Raw genomic sequence first — 16655 nt, 5'->3', positions numbered from 1 at the left:
AGCGGCTCGGATCACGACTGGCAATCGGCCGCTTCGCGGCGCGTCATCTTCTTGTCCGACAGGTACTTGTCGGCATTCGACTTGACCAGCGGCTTGATGATCTGTTCGTCCGCCTGGACGAACTCCGAGCTGGCGTTCCACTTGCTGCCGTCCCAGGTCTGCACACGCGCCCAGGCCGAACCCATGTGATCGGCGCAACTGGTGGCGAGAGGACGCATGACGTCGGCCAGCCCCAGGGCCTCCAGGCGCTTCGCATCCAGCGCCAGGTTTTCCAGGCCCCAGCGCACCTGCTCGCCGGTCATGACCTTGCCCTTGCCGAAGCGTTCCTGCGCGCGGCGCACACCTTCGACGGCGAGCATCTGCATCAGCATGCCGCGCACGTAGAGCACGGAGCCGACCTCGTCCCGCGGCCCGCTGCCGTTGCCCTTGTCGTGCACCTTCTGGAGGATGTCCTGCATGACCTTCAGTTGCTGGCCCGAGGCATGCAGCGTGAGGGCGTTGTAGCCCTTCGCGCCCTGCCCCACGTCCTTGACGTCGGGCTCGGCGCCCGACCACCACACGCCGTACATCTTCTCGCGCGGGTAGCCCGTGGCCACGGCCTCCTTGAGCGCGGCCGAATTCATCACGCCCCAGCCCCACAGGATCACGTAGTCGGGCCGCTGCTGACGCACCTGCAGCCATGCCGACTTTTGCTCGATGCCCGGCGCGGTGACCGGAATGAGCGGCAGCTCGAAGCCGTGCATCTTCGCGCGCTCCTGCAGCAGCGGAATCGGCTCCTTGCCGAACGGCGAGTCGTGATAGACGAGCGCGATCTTCTTGCCCTTGAGTTTGTCCATGCCGCCTTCCTTCTTGCCCAGGCCCTGGACGATGATGTCGGCCGCAGTCCAGTAGCTGCCCATCAGCGGAAAGTTCCATTTGAAGGACTGACCATCCTGCGAGATCGAGAGGCCGTAGCCGGGCGTGATGAGCGGCATCTTGTCGGCGGGCACCTTGTCGGTCAAGGCGAAGGTGACGCCCGTTGTCTGCGGCTCGAAGAGTGCCACGCCGGGGCGGCCCTTGAGCCGCTCATAGCACTCCACGCCCTTGTCGGTCGCGTAGCCGGTTTCGCATTCCTCGTAGGTCAGCTTGACGCCGTTCACGCCGCCGTCGCGGGCATTGACGAGCCTGATGTAGTCCTGCTTCCCGTTGGCCAGGGGCGTGCCATTGGGGGCATAGGGGCCGGTGCGGTACACCAGCAGCGGAAAGAACTGCTCCTTGGCTTGTGCATGTGCGGGCGTCGTTGCGAGCACGCTGCCGAAGGCGCCGGCGAGCAAGGCGGTGGTCAGTGCGAGCGATTTCAGTGTCATGGCTGTCTCCTTGTGAGGTACCTGGGTACCGGATCTTCGAGATCTCGATGGCGCGAAGTGCCTGCACATCGAAATTCGGGCCGATGGTAGAAACCGCTTTGACTGGGACTTGTCTTGCCGATAACAATCCAAGGGAAGTTCCCTATCCGTACGTCCCCATCTCTCATGAGCACCAGCAAAAGTCTCCCCGCAAGACGGCGTCCCGCCACCACCGCGGAACTGCAAGGCATCCCGTGGTTGCCTTCGCTGTCGGCGGCAGAGCGCGAGCGCGCGGTGGCCGAACTGGTGGTCGGCGAGGTGCTTCCCGGCGAGCACGTGTGCCGCCTCGGCCGTCCGGCGACCTATTGGTTCGGCGTGCTGCACGGCCTGCTCAAGATGAGCAGCAACAACAAGGCCGGCCAGACCATGACCTTCCTGGGCGTTCCGCCGGGCGGATGGTTCGGCGAAGGCACGATGATCAAGAGGGAACCCTATCGCTACGATTCCCTGGCGTTGCGATTGAGCCTGGTCGGAGCGCTTCCTGTCGAGACCTTCCATTGGCTGCTGGATCACTCGATCGGCTTCAACCGCTTCGCGATGGGACAGCTCAACGAGCGGCTCGGGCAGTTCATCGGCGCATTGGAGATCGACCGCATGACCGACATCGACGCCCGGGTCGCGCGAAGCCTCAGCGCTCTGTTCAATCCGGTGCTGTATCCCGGCGTGGGCGACATGCTTCGCATCACGCAACAGGAACTCGCATCCATCGCGGGCCTGTCGCGCCCACGGGTCAACACGGCGCTCGCCGCGTTGCAGAAGAAGGGACTGATCCGCGTGGAGTACGGCGGGTTGAAAGTGCTTTCGCTCGACGGTCTGCGCGCATCGGACTAGCTTTCGTCGGCGCCCCTGTGCCGGCACTGCTGCGTCGCAGCGTGACGGCGCCTAGCCAGGCGACGTGCAGGTGAAGCTGGACGCCACATGTCGCGTCGGCATGTGAGAAGAGCCATCTTCATTTTTTGTCTCCTTGTTGGGGCAATGCCCCCGTGAACGCGCACGCTGACGCGGAAAGCGCTCATGCGGCGGGCGTGAAAAGCACCGTGCCTTGTGCGAGCACGCTGGTCCGGTCGTCCGCGCTCTTGATCGCACCTTGCAATTCGAGAACGCAACCGCCCTTCGCATGCGCGGCCATCGATGTCACGCGCCACTCGATGAGCACGGTCTCGCTCGCCCGCACGGGACGCAGCAGGTCGACCGAGAAGTTCATGCCCAGCACCTTCCCTTTCGTGGCGAAGTGGCTGGCGGTCAGCCCCATCAACAGCGAGGTGGTGTGGGTCGCGCTGGCGATCAACCCACCGAAGCGCGTGCCCTGTGCAAAGGCCGCATCGTGGTGCAGCGGGTTCTCGTCTCCCGCGGCCAACGCGAAGGCACGCACCTGCGCTTCGTCGAAGGTGTGGGGCCGCGAGAAGCGATAGCCGGGCCCGACCGGCCCCAGGACCGCGGCCGCTTCGCACTCAGCCATGGCTCGCGAGCCGGGTGATGGCGTCCTGGCTTCCGGCCTGCTGGCGCAAGCGGAACTTCTGGATCTTTCCCGTGGCCGTCTTCGGCAAGGGCGTGAAGATCACCCGGCGCGGACACTTGAAGTGAGCCAGCCGCTCGCGGCAGAACGAAATGATCTCTTGTTCGGTGGGCGCGGCGACACCGGTCTTGAGCTCGATGAACACGCACGGCACCTCGCCCCACTTGGGGTCGGGTTGGGCCACTACGGCGGCGTGCAGCACCGCCGGGTGTCCATGGACGACATCTTCGATTTCGACCGACGAGATGTTCTCGCCGCCCGAGATGATCACGTCCTTCGACCGGTCGGTGATCTGCGCATACCCGTTGGCATGCAGGACCGCGACGTCGCCGGTGCGAAACCAGCCATCGGCGAGCGCCTTGCGCGTTGCGGCCTCGTTCTTGAAGTAGCCCATCATCACGGTGTTGCCGCGCAGCATGAGCTCCCCTGCCGACTTGCCGTCGGGCACGACGGCCTCAAGGGTGTCGGCGTCGCCGACCATGAGGCCTTCGAACATGGCGGCGCGCACGCCCTGGCGCACGCGCAGCGCGCCCTGCTCGGCGGGCGCCAGATCGTCCCAGCCGTCCTGCCACACACAACTCACGGGCGTGCCCGAAACCTCCGTGATGCCGAAGACGTGCTCCACGTCAAAGCCCATCGCCAGCACCGCGTTGAGCACGGCGAGCGGCGGCGGAGAGCCGGCCGTGAGCACGCGCACGGGGCGCATCAGCCGGATGTCTTTTGCTGTGTCCGCGAGCATCGCCATCACGACAGGCGCTGCGCAGAGGTGATCGATCTGGTGGCGCTCGATGGCCTCCAGCACGGCTTCGGCGGACACCCGGCGCAGGCAGACATGGGTGCCCGCGGCCGCGGTCACGGCCCAGGTGAAGCACCATCCGTTCGCGTGGAACATGGGCAGGGTCCACAGGTACTTCGGCGCCCGTGGCATCGCCCAGTTCGTGATCTGCAGCAGGCTCATGAGGTAGGTGCCACGGTGGCTGGCGACCACGCCCTTGGGGTCTCCGGTCGTGCCGGAGGTGTAGTTCAGGGCGATGGGTTGCCACTCGTCGCTGGGCCACCGGCCGGCAAAGTCCGGGTCTCCGCTCGCCAGCAGCGATTCATAGTCGGTCTCGCCGATGGGTTCGCCGGGTGGTGCGAGGTGGTCGTTGATGTCGATGACTGCAGGCGCATGGTCGAGCAGCTTCAGCGCAGCAGCCACCGTGGCGGCGAACTCGCGGTCGACCAGCAGCAACTTGCATTCGCCGTGGCGCAGGATGAACGCGATGCCTTCGGCATCCAGGCGATGGTTGATCGCGTTGAGCACCGCACCGGCCAGCGGAATGCCGAAGTGGGCCTCCAGCATGGCCGGCGTGTTGGGCGCGAGCACCGAGACGGTGTCGCCCGGCGCGACGCCGCGCATCGCCAGTGCCGACGCCAGGCGATGGCAGCGCTCGCGCGTCTGCGCCCAGGTTCGCGTGAGGTTGCCGTGCACCACCGCCACGCGGTTCGGATGCGCGAGCGCCGCGCGGTCGAGAAAGCCCAGCGGCGTGAGCGGCACATGATTTGCCGCGCAGCGTTCGAGGCCCTGTGCATAGGATGGCGCGCTCATGCGGTGGTCTCCTTGGAGGTGTCGTGGAATGTCGTGAAGGCGGACACGGGCTCGCGCTCGGTGACGAGCGAGTTCTCGACCGACGAGGTGTCGGCGTAGCCCAGGCTCATGCCGCAGACCAGCATCTGGCCGGCGGGAATGCCCAGCAGGTCCGCGATCTGGCGATGAAACTTCAGGAATGCGGCCTGCGGGCAGGTGTGGAGGTTGCGGCCGCGCGCGGCCACCATCACGCTCTGCAGGAACATGCCGTAGTCCAACAGGCTGCCTTCCTCGAGTTCGCGGTCCACCGTGAAGAACAGGCCCACGGGTGCATCGAAGAAGCGGTAGTTGCGACCGTGCTGCAGGTGCATGCGCCGCTTGTCGCCCTTGGCGATGCCGAGCAATCCGTAGAGGTCCCAGCCGACCTTGCGGCGCCGCTCCAGGTACGGCGAAAACCATTCGCGCGGGTAGTAGTCGTAGGGCTCGAGCAGCTCGCCCGACCGGCCGGGATCGTCGTCGAGCACGGCAATCGCAGCCGACAGGCGGGCCTTGGCGGACCCGGTCAGCACATGCACATGCCAGGGCTGCATATTCATGCCGGAGGCGCTGTAGCGCGCGGTCGAGAGGATCGCCTCGACCTCTTCCCGCGGCACCGGCCCGGGCAGGAACGCCCGGACGCTGCGCCGCGTGGCAATGGCCCAGTCGACCGCTCCTTGCAACGCGTGTGCCTCCAGCGGTGGCGCCATCATTCGGTTCATTGAGGTTTCCTTGCTATTTCGAAGCCGGGCGAATCGCCCCGTCCACACGGCCTGCTTCGCCGGTGGCGGCGCGCGCGGCCTTGGCCTGGGTCGACGCGGCGCGCGATTGGTTCACGAACGACACCGCCGCCGCGCCGATGACGCCGGCCAGTGCGATCGCCATGAAGTTCTGCTCGATGGGCAGGCTCAGCGACACGAGCCAGCCGATCAGGATCGGCGCGGCAATGGCGCCGATGCGGCCGACACCCGAGGCGAAGCCGACGCCCGTCGAACGCACGGCCGGTGGATAGAAATCGCCGGCATACGCGTAGGCCAGCAATTGCGTTCCGAGCGTGGACGCGCCCACCACGAACACGGCGACGAACAGCAACTCGGTCGACTTCGTGTACGCGAGCGCGGCCAGCGACGCAGCCCCGACCACGTAGAACGCCACCAGCACATGCTTGATGTTGAACTTGTCGCTCAGCAGGCCGCCGCCGATCGCGCCCACGATCGCGCCGACGTTGAAGACGATCACGAAGTTCAGGGCCGAGCCCAGGCTGTATCCCGCCATGGCCATGAGCTTGGTCAGCCAGGAGTTCAGCGCGTAGACCATGAACAGCCCCGTCATGAAGGCCACCCAGATCATCACGGTGCTGAACGCGCGTCCGGCATCGAACAGGGTGCGCACCGGCGCGTCGTGCAGGCGGTCGGTGGACGCGCCGACATACACGGTGCCGGCTGCGTTCGGCCGCTCCGGTGCGAGCTTGGCCGCGATTTCGCGAAGCTGCCGCTGGTCACCCTTCTTGAGAAGGAAGGACAGCGATTCGGGCATCGTTTTCAGGATGAGTGGAATCAGCAGCACGGGCAAGCCGGCCACATAGAACACCCATTGCCATCCGTGGCTCTCGATGAGCTGCTTGGCGGTGAGCGCGACCAGAATGCCGCCCACGGAGTAGCCCGCAAAAACCATCGTCACCAGACGCGTGCGCAACTTCGCCGGTGCGAACTCGCCCATCTGCGCAGTCACGATGGGCAACACCCCGCCGATGCCGAGACCCGCGATGAAGCGCGCGACGCTGAAGCCGATGGGTTCGGTGGCCAGCCCGGTCAGCGCCGTGAAGACACTGAAGAGCGCGACGCACACCGCGATCATGCGCGGGCGGCCGATGCGGTCTGCCAGGGTGCCCAGGAAGATCGCGCCCAGCATGGTCCCGAACAACGCCGAGCCGGCCATGACGCCGGCGCTCGTGGCATCGACGCCCATGTCTTTCATGATCGATGGCAGCGCGGCCCCCACGACCGCCAGGTCGTAGCCGTCGATGACCAGGATCAGCACGCACCACCAGAGCACGAGCCCGTGGAAACGGTTGAACCGCGAGTGCCCCGCCAACGCGTGGATGTCGACCTGATTGCCGGTCTGCTGCATGTTTTGTCTCCTGTCGTTTTTTCTATCGCGAGTTGCGATGTCGACGGGAGGTTAGTTCTGCAGGCGGTGCGCTTCCATGCCCGCGCGTCTCGATCTGGATGGGGCGTTCGGACATGCCGGCATCACCAGCCAGCGTCGGCGAGCGCCGCAGCTTCGGCTTATTCCGGCGCGGGCGCGGAGGAGCGATAGGCGCCCGGGCTGACGCCTGTCCATTTCTTGAAGGCGCGATGGAAGGCGCTGGTTTCCTGGAAGCCGGTGCGCGCGGCGACTTCGGCCACCGTCAGCGACGCGCTCGACAAGAGGTCGATGGCGATGTCGCGCCGCAAGTCGTCTTTCACGCGCTGGTAGCTCACGCCCTCCTGCTGCAAGCGGCGTTGCAGCGTGGTGCCGGAAACGCAGAGTTCCTGTGCGAGCTTTTCGAGTTCGGGCCACGCCTCGGGCATCTGGCTTCGCAACCTGTTGCGCACCTGGGCGCTGGTGCTTGCATCGTTGCGGTACTTGACCAGCAGGTTGGCCGGCGCTTCCCGCAGGAAGTTGTCGACCGTGGCGGGCGACTCTGCGATCTTCAGGTCCAGCAGATCGCTGGCGAAGCTGATGTGCGTGGTCTCGCCGTTGAACTTCACGTTCTCGCAGAAGCGCGTGCGGTAGTGGCTGTCGTCGCCGGGCGGCGGGCACCGGAACTGCATCTCGCGCAGGGGAATGCGCCGGTGCACGAGCCAGCACGCCAGGCCGTGGACCAGGATGAACCAGGTCCCGTAGCCGAACAGCCGGCGCAGCACGCCGCCGTCATGCAGCACGACGCGCGCCTCGTCGCCATCGCAGACCAGCTCGCCGCGGAAGTCGTCCAACGTGGCGTGGAGGAACCTCAGGATGCGGCGCAGCGCATGCGCCAGGTTGTCGGCGTTGACGGCCGCGCGCGTCATGAGCGCATAGCTGCCGCGGCGAAGCCCGTGGCTGTCGAGGCCGAAGAACTCGTCGTCCATCAGGTCGGCCAGCGCCACCCACATCTGCGAGTACGCCGCCGCCGAGATGCGTGCACGCGGTGCGTTCAACAGCTCGCGATCGATCTTGGCGCTCTCGAGGACGCGGCTGATGTCCATGTTCCTCAGCGCCGCGGCATGGATCGCCTCGTGCACCAGTTCGATGGACACGGTTCCCTTCTGGCCTGCGGACTTCATACGGACTCAGCTGATCGGGGAATCCGACGCGCCCGGGGCCGCCGGGGAAAGCCCCGACAGGACGGCGCTGCGGCAGGCGTCGAGGATTTCATCGGCGAGCGGCGAGTCGTCAGGACAGGCCCGCGACAGCACGATGGCGCCGACGACCTGCGCAATGAGGGCGATCCGCCGGGCGCGTGCCTTGGCGCGCTGCTTGCCTCGTTCGGGCGCGTCGAACGGGGCGCCCAGCGTGCCGAGCACGCTTTCGATGCCGGTCGCGAACGCCGTCTTGACCGCCTCCGGCTGGCGGCCGGCGTCGGCGCACAGCGCGGCCATCGTGCAGCCGTCGCCGGGCGCGTCGCGGTGCTCGCGGGACAGGTACTGCTTGACGAACGCGACCGCATCGGCGCCGTCGGCTTTGGCGGCCGTCTGCGCGAAACCGCAGCTCGCGGCTTGCGCCATCAGGTCGGCCTTGGACTCGAAGTGCTTGTAGAACCCGCCGTGGGTGAAGCCTGCGAACGCCATCAGGTCGGCGATGCCCACGCCGTCGTAGCCACGCTCGCGAAACAGCGTGGAAGCCGTCTCGACGATGTGCGCCCGGTTCGCCTGGGCCTGCGCTTTGGTGACCTTCATGTCCAGGATCTCTCTCGGTATGCCATCAGTGAAGCCATGAATATACATTGATGTTATTCATCATCAAAGCCCTTGACATCAAAGATGACGATCGACATCATTGAGACAACTTCCCATCAAGAGCACAACACATGACCTCCTCTTCCACTGTTCTCATCACGGGCGCCTCGACCGGCATTGGCGCCATCTATGCCGACCGCTTCGCACGCCGCGGCCACGACCTCGTGCTGGTGGCACGCGACAAGGCCCGGCTGGAAACGCTCGCGGCGCGCCTGCGTGAAGAAACCGGCGCTGCCGTCGACATCCTTGCGGCCGATCTGACCCAGCCCGGCGACCTGGCCGCCGTCGAGGCGCGCCTGCGTGAGGACGCCAGGATCGACACCCTCATCAACAACGCCGGGGCCGCGCTGTCCGGCCCGTTCATCGACCAATCGACAGACGACGTCGCCCGCCTGGTCACCCTCAACACCACTGCGCTGGTCAGGCTGGCCAGTGCCGTCGCCCCGCGCCTGGTGCAAGCCGGCAAAGGCACGATCGTCAACATCGGCTCGGTGGTCGGCCTGGCGCCCGAGTTCGGCATGTCGGTCTACGGCGCGACCAAGGCCTTCGTGTTGTTCCTCTCCCAGGGGTTGAGCCTGGAGCTCGCGCCCAAGGGCGTCTACGTGCAGGCGGTGCTGCCGGCCGGCACCCGCACCGAGATCTGGGAGCGCGCGGGCATCGATGTCAGTGCGATGCCGGACCTGATGGGCGTGGAAGAGCTGGTGGATGCCGCGCTGGCCGGATTCGACCGCCGTGAACTCGTGACCATCCCGCCGCTGCACGATGCCGCGCGCTGGGAAACGCTGAACGCGGCACGTCAGGCCCTGGTCGCGGACATCCGGCAGGCGCATGTGGCGCAGCGCTATCGAACCGCCGCCTGAAACGGTAAGAACGCCAGAAAGGAAGGAACAGCGCATGACATTCAAGGCACTGCTCGCCAGCAAGACCGGCGACACCATCTCAACCAACCTGATCGACTTCAACGACGAGGACCTGATGCCGGGCGACGTCACCGTCGCGGTCGAGTACTCGACGGTGAACTACAAGGACGCGATGGCGCTCAGCGGCCGGTCACCGGTCATCCGCCAGTTTCCGCTGATTCCGGGCATCGACTTTGCCGGCGTCGTCGAGTCGTCGACCTATCCCGGCCTCGTCGCGGGCGACCGTGTGCTGGCAACCGGCTGGGGACTGAGCCAGACGCACCACGGTGGCTTCGCTCAGAAGGCGCGGGTGAGCGGTGATTGGCTGGTCAAGGTGCCGGCGGTCTTTTCGACCCGGGACGCCATGGCCATCGGCACCGCCGGATTCACCGCCATGCTGTCCGTGCTCGCGCTGGAGCATGGCGGCCTGACGCCCGAGCGTGGCGACATCCTGGTGACCGGCGCCAATGGCGGCGCCGGCTCCGTGGCGATCGCACTGCTGTCGAGCCTGGGCTATCGCGTGATCGCATCGACCGGGCGTCTCGAGGAATCCGATTACCTGCGTGCACTGGGCGCGGCGGACATCATCGACCGCCACACCCTGTCCGAAGCGGGCGCACCCATTTCAAAAGAGCGATGGGCCGGGGCCATCGATTCGGTCGGCAGCCATACCTTGGCGAACGTCCTGGCGCAGACCCGGTATCGCGGCGTGGTCGCGGCCTTCGGCCTCGCACAGGGAGCGGACCTGCCGGCATCCGTCCTGCCCTTCATTCTTCGCAACGTCACCCTCGCCGGTATCGACTCGGTCAATGCGCCGCAGCCTGCGCGGCTGCAGGCGTGGTCGCGTCTGGCCAGCGACCTGGACCTGGACAAGCTGGCACGGACCACCCAGGTGATTGGCCTGGCGGAGGTTCCTGAAATCGCCAGCCAGGTACTCGCAGGGAAGGTCCAGGGGCGCACCATCGTGGATGTGAACGCCTGACCGGATCGCGCATGCCCTACATCGACGCCCCCAACCTCTCGATCGATGTCGACGGGACTGCCTTCGCGTACCGCGACCTGGGGCCGCGCAGTGGCGTGCCGCTGGTCCTGCTCAACCACTGGGGCGCAGTCCTCGACAACTTCGACCCGCGGATCGTCGATGGACTTGCCCGCCGGCATCGCATCATCGCCATCGACTACCGGGGGATCGGCGCTTCAGGCGGCACGGCACCCGTGACCATCGATGCGATGGCGCGGGATGCGATCGCACTGATCCACGCACTGGGTTTCGAGAAGATCGATCTGCTCGGCTTCTCCCTCGGAGGCTTCGTGGCGCAGGACATCGTGCTGAAAGCCCCCGGCCTGGTGCGCCGACTCATCCTGACCGGCACGGGGCCGGCAGGCGGCACAGGCATCGACCAGGTCGGAGCGGTTTCCTGGCCGCTGATGGCCAAAGGCTTGTTGACGCTGCGCGATCCGAAGACCTACCTGTTCTTCACCTCCACGGCCAACGGTCGTCAAGCCGCGAAAGCCTTCCTGGAGCGACTGAAGGAGCGCAAGGCGGATCGGGACAAGGGCCCGACGCCCCCTGCCTTCCTGCGGCAGCTGAAGGCCATCAAGGCCTGGGGCCGACAGGCACCCCAGGATCTGGGCGGCATCCGCATCCCTGTGTTGATCGCCAATGGCGACAACGACATCATGGTGCCTACCGTGAACAGCCATGACATGGCGCGTCGCATTCCTGGCTCACAACTGGTCATCTACAAAGACGCCGGGCATGGCGGGATTTTCCAGTACCACGGCGAGTTCGTGCCCAAGGCGCTGGCCTTTCTCAATGACTAAGCGACGGCATCTTTTGCGACCGGCTTCAGGCCGACTTTCCCGACCGCACGCTGCGGTGCGGGACGACCTCGAACCCATTCAATCAAACACTCTGGAAAAAAGTCGCCCATGAAAGCGTTCATCATCGATCGTTACGGAAAGAAAGAAGTCGGCCGCATTGCTGAAATGCCCGAGCCCGAGCTGCGCGACGATGACGTCCTGATCCAGATCCACGCGGCGAGCATCAATGCCCTGGACTCGAAGATCAAGAGCGGCGAATTCAAACTGATTCTTCCCTACCGCTTCCCCTTGATCCTGGGCAACGACCTGGCCGGCACGGTCGTGCGAGTCGGCGCTCGCGTTCGCAGCTTCAAACCGGGCGACGAGGTCTATGCGCGCCCCGACGACGATCGCATCGGCACCTTCGCCGAGTTCATCGCCGTCAAGGAATCATCGCTGGCGCTGAAGCCCACGAACCTCAGCATGGTCGAAGCCGCATCCCTTCCTCTGGTGGCCCTGACCGCCTGGCAGGTGCTGGTCGAAACCGCCCAGCTGAAAAAGGGGCAGAAGGTTTTGATCCATGCCGGCTCCGGCGGCGTCGGCACCATCGCCATCCAGCTTGCCAAGCATCTCGGTGCGTTCGTGGCCACGACCACCAGCACGGCCAACGTCGCCTGGGTGAAGGCCTTGGGCGCGGACGTCGTCATCGATTACAAGCAGCAGGACTTCGCCACGGTGCTTCGTGACTACGACGTGGTGCTGAACAGCCTCGGCAGTGGCGAGCTGAACAAATCCCTCCAGATTCTCAAGTCGGGCGGGCACCTCATCTCCATCTCGGGGCCGCCCACCCCGGCGTTCGCCATCGCGCGAGGACTGGCCTGGCCGCTCCGGCAAGTGCTGCGCCTGTTGAGTTTCGGCATCAGGCACAAGGCAAAGAAGAACGGGGGCCACTACAGCTTCGTCTTCATGCGGGCCGACGGGGCGCAGTTGCGAGAGATCACCGCCCTCATCGAATCCGGCGCCATTCGCCCGGTCGTCGACAAGGTGTTCCCGTTTCAGGACACCCACAAAGCCTTGGCTTACGTCGACAGTGGGCGCGCCAAGGGCAAGGTCGTGGTGCAAGTGGTGTAGCTGCCGCACGTCTGGCCCAGCGTCTTCGATCAGGCCCTTGCCCCGCTCACACGCCAATGGCGGCGTTCCAGAACGCGTTCGCGGCCTTCCCTAAAAGCTCGCTGTCGCGATAGAGCCTGATCTCCAGGGGAACTTCCCACTCGTTGCTCGCCGCTGCGACAAGCCGCCCCTGGTCGATGTCGTCCTCCACCAGCGTCTGCGGCAACCACGCGATCCCCCTGCCATCCAGCACCATCGTTCGAAGGACAGAGGCGAGATGCGCCGTGAAGACGGCCTGCGCGGGAACCGACTCCAGCCTGCGGCCGATCACGGCGCGCATGATGCGCCCCAGCCCTGATTCCTCGGTGTACTGGAGCATGGGGACGGCAGATTCACCTCGACGCGCGAGCTGATAACGCGCCTGCCCCTTCTCGTCCGGCGCCGACACCGGGATCAGCAGATCCTCGCCGATGCGGGTCGATCTGTACGGCTCCGCATCCAGCGCCCCTTGCGCCTTGCTGTGCGCGTGGCTCAACACAAACTGGACCTTGCTTTGCAGCATCAGTGCTTCGCAACGCTGAAGCACATCGGACATCAGTTGCACCGGCCCGAGCGTCGTGTTTGATTCGAGGCTTCGCAACCATCGCGGCAGAAAAGTGAACGAGAGCGCATGCGTGGACGCGATGCGCAAGGTGACCGAACTGGCCTCGGCGACCTTCTTGGCGTCACCCGGCACCCGCGCGACCCTGGCGATCAATTCCTGTGCCACGCCGGTGAACCATTCACCGACCTCGGTCAGCTGGGCGGGTTGCGAGCTCCTGTCGAAAAGCTCGGCGCCGATCCACTCCTCCAGGGCACGAATGCGCCGGCTGAATGCGGGTTGGGAGCTGTGGCGGTCCTCCGCGGCGCGCGAAAAATTTCCGGTGGCAGCCAGGGCCACGAAGTCTTCAAGCCAGATCAGATTCATGTGCGGTTCGTCCAGTGCATGGAAGCAGCGAAAAGGAGCATTGGCCCAAACATCCCGTGCGGCGGACCATCAAGGCTCTCAATCAAAGACCCCTGGAGCCCGCCATGAAGATCGTCGAAATCCGCGAGAAAACCATTCCCATCAGCTCGCCCATCCGCAACGCCTACATCGACTTTAGCAAGATGACGCTGAGCCTTGTCGCGGTGATCACCGATGTGATCCGCGACGGCAAGCCGGTGGTCGGCTACGGTTTCAATTCGAACGGCCGCTACGGCCAGGGCAAGCTGATGCGCGAGCGGTTCATTCCGCGCATCCTCGAAGCGGCCCCGTCGTCGCTCGTCGACGACACGGGCGATAACCTCGACCCGCACAAGATCTGGAACACGATGTTCACCAACGAGAAGCCGGGCGGCCATGGTGAACGCTCCGTGGCCATCGGCACGATCGACATGGCGGTGTGGGACGCCGTGGCCAAGATCGAAGGCAAGCCCCTCTTCCAGTTGCTGGCGGACCGCTACGGCGACGGCAAGCCGAACCGCAAGATTTTTGTCTATGCGGCGGGCGGCTACTACTACCCCGGGCAGGACCACCGGAAGCTCCAGGACGAGATGCGCAGCTACATCGACCGCGGCTACACGGTCGTCAAGAAAAAGATTGGCGGCGCCTCGCTCGACGAAGACCTTCGCCGCATCGACTCGATCATGGAAGTGCTGCAGGACGGCCAGAAGCTCTGCGTCGACGCGAACGGGCGCTTCGACCTTGAAACCGCCATCGCCTACGCCAAGGCGCTGTCGCAATACGACCTGTTCTGGTACGAGGAGCCGGGCGACCCGCTGGACTTCGAACTCCAGGCGGCGCTGCGCAACTTCTACAAAAACCCGATGGCCACGGGCGAAGACCTCTTCTCGATGCAGGATGCGCGCAACCTGATCCGCTACGGCGGCATGCGCCCCGACCGCGACTGGCTGCAGTTCGACTGCGCGCTGAGCTACGGCCTGGTGGAGTACCTGCGCACGCTCGACATGCTCAAGGAGCACGGCTGGTCGGCCAGCCGCTGCATCCCGCACGGCGGACACCAGATGTCGCTGAACATCGCCGCCGGGCTCGGACTGGGCGGCAACGAGTCCTACCCCGACCTGTTCCAGCCGTTCGGCGGATTCCCCGATGGCGTGAAGGTCGAGAACAGCCATGTGACGCTGCCCGACTTGCCCGGCATCGGCTTCGAAGGCAAGGCCGATCTGTACCGCGAGATGCAGGCACTGTCGGCCTGACACAAACAAACCCAAGGAGACAAGACCATGACGCGATACAGATCCCCCCTTTGGCGCTGCGGCGCCGGCCTCGCCGTGCTCGGATTCGCTTCGCTGGCGTGTGCCGAGTTTCCCGACAAGCCCGTCACGCTGGTCGTGCCTTTCTCCGCCGGCGGCCCCAGCGACAAGATCGCCCGGGACCTGGCCGAGGCGCTTCGCAAGCCGCTGGGCCAGACCGTCATCATCGAAAACGCCGCCGGCGCGGGCGGCACGGTCGGCTCGGCCAAGGTGGCGCGTGCCGCACCGGACGGCTACACGCTGCTGGTGCACCACATCGGCATGGCCACCGCACCGGCCCTGTACCGCAAGCTCAGCTACAAGGTGCCGGACGATTTCGAAACCCTGGGTGTAATCAACGAAGCGCCCTCGGTGCTGATTGGCAAGCCAAGCCTCGCTGCCGGCAACTTCGCCGAGTTGCGCCAGTGGATCGCGTCGAACGGCGGCAAGGTGAACCTCGCCAACGCGGGGCTCGGTTCCGCATCGCACCTGTGCGGCCTGATGCTTCAGGGCGCGCTGAAGACGAGCATGACGCCCGTGCCCTACAAAGGGACCGCGCCGGCCATGACGGACCTCATCGGCGGACAGGTCGATGTGATGTGCGAACAGGCGACCAACGCGGTACCGCAGATCGAAGGAAAGAAGGTCAAGGTCTACGGCATCACCAGCTTGCAGCGGCTGCCGCTCGCGGCGCTGAAGGACACGCCGACCCTGTCCGAAGCCGGACTGAAAGACTTCAACGTCCAGGTCTGGCACGGCTTGTACGCACCGCGCGGCACGCCTGCCGCAGTGCTCGCCAAGCTCAACGCCGCACTGCGCACCGCGTTGAAAGATCCTGACCTGATCAAGCGGGAGGAGGCCCTCGGCCTCACCGTCGTCAATGACGACCGGCTCGACCCCGCCGGCCACAGGAAATACCTTCAAGCCGAAATGGCGCGGTGGTCGAAGGTGATCAAGGACGCGGGCGAATACGCCGACTGATGCCGGTGAGGACCGCGGGCTGACAGCGCCTGCGCTTTCGGTTTGACGGCATGGCAGGCCGTCGGCACAGCGGTTCATTCATCGGCGCGTGGCTGCGCCAACCGCTCCTGCAGGAGCTCGATGAACCGCAGCGTCTTGGCCGGTAGCAGCCGGGTTTCAGTCAGCGCGTACACCGGCACCGGCTCTCCATGCCAGTCCGGCAGGATGCGACGCAAACGCCCGTGGGCCAGGTCGTCGGCCACCACGCCTTCGGCCAGCAGCGCGATGCCCTGGTCGTGCACCGCGAGGCTGCGGTACATGCCGACGCTGGTGACCGTGAAGCGCTGGCCGATACGCACCTCGGCCGTTGCCTCGTCGTTATGCAGCACCCAGGGGCCGGACTTCGGGAAGCCAAGGCACTCGTGCTGCTGCAGCTCGGCGGGATCGCGCGGTTCGCCGGCCATCTTCAGGTAGCCCGGCGACGCATAGAGGTGGGGCGTCAGCCGCGCCAGCAGACGCGCAATCAGCGTCGAACTGGGTTGCTCGCCCATGCGAATGGCGACGTCGAAGGGCTCGGCCACGAGGTCCACCCGGCGGGGGCTGAGGTCCAGGTCGAACGAGATGCCCGGATAGCGGCGCGCGAACTCCGCAATCAGCGGTGCCAGGTAGATGGTGGCGAAGTCCACCGGCAATGACGCACGCAGCACGCCGGTGGGCTGCGCCAGCATCTCGCCCAGCTGCTCATGCGCGATGCGCGCCTCCTCGACGATGCGCCGGCAACGCTCGTAATAGACCTGCCCCGCCTCGGTCAGCTCGATCCTGCGCGTCGTGCGATGCAGCAGGCGCAAGCCGATCACCTTTTCCAGCGCCCCGATGCGGCGCGACAAGGTCGAGTTGGGCACCCCCGTCACGTCGGCCGCCCCTCGAAAGCTCTTGGCTTTCACGACCTCCACGAAGAGGGCCATGTCGTTCAGGTATTCCGTGCTCATTGCGCCAATTTTGGATCAATCAATCTCACAAAACCATCTTTATCTCATGTATGGATTAATTGAAGATAACCCTCTTCTTCAGCGCGACGCACGCGTTCAAGCCAGCTCAGACGGTCTGAGCACTTTCTCAACCTCA

16 protein-coding genes are annotated in these 16655 nt (G+C 65.6%); 7 read left to right on the top strand and 9 right to left on the bottom strand.

Annotated elements, in window-relative coordinates:
* Positions 1-11 precede the first annotated feature (11 nt).
* Positions 12-1346, bottom strand: coding sequence for an ABC transporter substrate-binding protein (locus CY658_RS09555; protein ID WP_101489878.1), 1335 nt, complete (start codon positions 1344-1346; stop codon positions 12-14).
* A 165-nt stretch (positions 1347-1511) separates the two neighbouring features.
* Here CY658_RS09555 and CY658_RS09550 point away from each other — a divergent pair, with 165 nt between their 5' ends.
* Positions 1512-2216, top strand: a complete 705-nt coding sequence (locus CY658_RS09550) for a Crp/Fnr family transcriptional regulator (RefSeq protein ID WP_101489877.1) — start codon at positions 1512-1514, stop codon at positions 2214-2216.
* A gap of 181 nt (positions 2217-2397) precedes the next feature.
* Here CY658_RS09550 and CY658_RS09545 read toward each other — a convergent pair whose 3' ends face one another.
* The 6 genes from CY658_RS09545 to CY658_RS09520 all read right to left on the bottom strand — a co-directional run bounded on the left by CY658_RS09545 (position 2398) and on the right by CY658_RS09520 (position 8424).
* Positions 2398-2844, bottom strand: a complete 447-nt coding sequence (locus tag CY658_RS09545) for a MaoC family dehydratase (protein ID WP_101489876.1) — start codon at positions 2842-2844, stop codon at positions 2398-2400.
* Positions 2837-4489, bottom strand: coding sequence for an AMP-binding protein (locus CY658_RS09540; protein ID WP_101489875.1), 1653 nt, complete (start codon positions 4487-4489; stop codon positions 2837-2839). The genes CY658_RS09545 and CY658_RS09540 overlap by 8 nt, the downstream gene beginning before the upstream one ends.
* A complete protein-coding gene (locus tag CY658_RS09535; protein ID WP_101489874.1) occupies positions 4486-5226 on the bottom strand; it encodes a nitroreductase in 741 nt (246 codons plus the stop codon). The genes CY658_RS09540 and CY658_RS09535 overlap by 4 nt, the downstream gene beginning before the upstream one ends.
* Before the next feature lie 13 nt (positions 5227-5239).
* Entirely contained in the window at positions 5240-6634 is a 1395-nt protein-coding gene (locus CY658_RS09530; protein WP_101489873.1) for an MFS transporter, read from the bottom strand.
* 158 nt (positions 6635-6792) lie between these two features.
* Positions 6793-7812, bottom strand: coding sequence for an AraC family transcriptional regulator (locus CY658_RS09525; protein WP_101489872.1), 1020 nt, complete (start codon positions 7810-7812; stop codon positions 6793-6795).
* Between the two features lie 6 nt (positions 7813-7818).
* Complete coding sequence (locus CY658_RS09520; protein WP_101489871.1) at positions 7819-8424, bottom strand: TetR/AcrR family transcriptional regulator; 606 nt, start codon at positions 8422-8424, stop codon at positions 7819-7821.
* Between the two features lie 131 nt (positions 8425-8555).
* On the opposite strand from CY658_RS09520, the gene CY658_RS09515 reads away from it, so the two are divergent.
* From CY658_RS09515 to CY658_RS09500, 4 genes are all read left to right on the top strand, one after another.
* Entirely contained in the window at positions 8556-9344 is a 789-nt protein-coding gene (locus tag CY658_RS09515) for an SDR family NAD(P)-dependent oxidoreductase (RefSeq protein WP_101489870.1), read from the top strand.
* A gap of 34 nt (positions 9345-9378) precedes the next feature.
* Positions 9379-10365 carry an acrylyl-CoA reductase (NADPH) gene (gene acuI / locus CY658_RS09510; protein ID WP_101489869.1) on the top strand — a complete coding sequence of 329 codons (987 nt, stop codon included), beginning with the start codon at positions 9379-9381 and terminating at the stop codon, positions 10363-10365.
* Between the two features lie 11 nt (positions 10366-10376).
* Complete coding sequence (locus CY658_RS09505; RefSeq protein WP_101489868.1) at positions 10377-11207, top strand: alpha/beta fold hydrolase; 831 nt, start codon at positions 10377-10379, stop codon at positions 11205-11207.
* Positions 11208-11315: 108 nt separating this feature from the next.
* Positions 11316-12317, top strand: coding sequence for an NADP-dependent oxidoreductase (locus CY658_RS09500; protein WP_101489867.1), 1002 nt, complete (start codon positions 11316-11318; stop codon positions 12315-12317).
* 46 nt (positions 12318-12363) lie between these two features.
* Here CY658_RS09500 and CY658_RS09495 read toward each other — a convergent pair whose 3' ends face one another.
* Entirely contained in the window at positions 12364-13263 is a 900-nt protein-coding gene (locus CY658_RS09495) for a LysR family transcriptional regulator (RefSeq protein ID WP_101489866.1), read from the bottom strand.
* A gap of 104 nt (positions 13264-13367) precedes the next feature.
* Here CY658_RS09495 and CY658_RS09490 point away from each other — a divergent pair, with 104 nt between their 5' ends.
* Complete coding sequence (locus tag CY658_RS09490) at positions 13368-14534, top strand: mandelate racemase/muconate lactonizing enzyme family protein (RefSeq protein ID WP_101489865.1); 1167 nt, start codon at positions 13368-13370, stop codon at positions 14532-14534.
* 27 nt (positions 14535-14561) lie between these two features.
* Entirely contained in the window at positions 14562-15551 is a 990-nt protein-coding gene (locus CY658_RS09485) for a tripartite tricarboxylate transporter substrate-binding protein (RefSeq protein ID WP_101489864.1), read from the top strand.
* A gap of 74 nt (positions 15552-15625) precedes the next feature.
* On the opposite strand, the gene CY658_RS09480 is transcribed toward CY658_RS09485, so the two are convergent.
* Positions 15626-16519 carry a LysR family transcriptional regulator gene (locus CY658_RS09480; RefSeq protein WP_101489863.1) on the bottom strand — a complete coding sequence of 298 codons (894 nt, stop codon included), beginning with the start codon at positions 16517-16519 and terminating at the stop codon, positions 15626-15628.
* Between the last annotated feature and the right edge of the window lie 136 nt (positions 16520-16655).

Origin of the sequence: Variovorax sp. RO1 (genome assembly GCF_002849325.1) — a bacterium.
Taxonomy (GTDB): Bacteria; Pseudomonadota; Gammaproteobacteria; order Burkholderiales; family Burkholderiaceae_C; genus Variovorax.
The sequence above is the reverse complement of the archived record's forward strand: the minus strand, read 5'-3'. Positions and strand labels throughout refer to the sequence as shown.

Bases quoted from the DNA above. Each gene is read 5' to 3' on its own strand.
- CY658_RS09550 (WP_101489877.1), top strand. From the start codon at position 1,512: ATGAGCACCAGCAAAAGTCTCCCCGCAAGACGGCGTCCCGCCACCACC.
- acuI (WP_101489869.1), top strand. From the start codon at position 9,379: ATGACATTCAAGGCACTGCTCGCCAGCAAGACCGGCGACACCATCTCA.
- CY658_RS09505 (WP_101489868.1), top strand. From the start codon at position 10,377: ATGCCCTACATCGACGCCCCCAACCTCTCGATCGATGTCGACGGGACT.
- CY658_RS09500 (WP_101489867.1), top strand. From the start codon at position 11,316: ATGAAAGCGTTCATCATCGATCGTTACGGAAAGAAAGAAGTCGGCCGC.
- CY658_RS09480 (WP_101489863.1), bottom strand. From the start codon at position 16,519: ATGAGCACGGAATACCTGAACGACATGGCCCTCTTCGTGGAGGTCGTG.
- CY658_RS09545 (WP_101489876.1), bottom strand. From the start codon at position 2,844: ATGGCTGAGTGCGAAGCGGCCGCGGTCCTGGGGCCGGTCGGGCCCGGC.
- CY658_RS09485 (WP_101489864.1), top strand. From the start codon at position 14,562: ATGACGCGATACAGATCCCCCCTTTGGCGCTGCGGCGCCGGCCTCGCC.
- CY658_RS09490 (WP_101489865.1), top strand. From the start codon at position 13,368: ATGAAGATCGTCGAAATCCGCGAGAAAACCATTCCCATCAGCTCGCCC.
- CY658_RS09540 (WP_101489875.1), bottom strand. From the start codon at position 4,489: ATGAGCGCGCCATCCTATGCACAGGGCCTCGAACGCTGCGCGGCAAAT.
- CY658_RS09495 (WP_101489866.1), bottom strand. From the start codon at position 13,263: ATGAATCTGATCTGGCTTGAAGACTTCGTGGCCCTGGCTGCCACCGGA.
- CY658_RS09525 (WP_101489872.1), bottom strand. From the start codon at position 7,812: ATGAAGTCCGCAGGCCAGAAGGGAACCGTGTCCATCGAACTGGTGCAC.
- CY658_RS09515 (WP_101489870.1), top strand. From the start codon at position 8,556: ATGACCTCCTCTTCCACTGTTCTCATCACGGGCGCCTCGACCGGCATT.
- CY658_RS09530 (WP_101489873.1), bottom strand. From the start codon at position 6,634: ATGCAGCAGACCGGCAATCAGGTCGACATCCACGCGTTGGCGGGGCAC.
- CY658_RS09535 (WP_101489874.1), bottom strand. From the start codon at position 5,226: ATGAACCGAATGATGGCGCCACCGCTGGAGGCACACGCGTTGCAAGGA.
- CY658_RS09555 (WP_101489878.1), bottom strand. From the start codon at position 1,346: ATGACACTGAAATCGCTCGCACTGACCACCGCCTTGCTCGCCGGCGCC.
- CY658_RS09520 (WP_101489871.1), bottom strand. From the start codon at position 8,424: ATGAAGGTCACCAAAGCGCAGGCCCAGGCGAACCGGGCGCACATCGTC.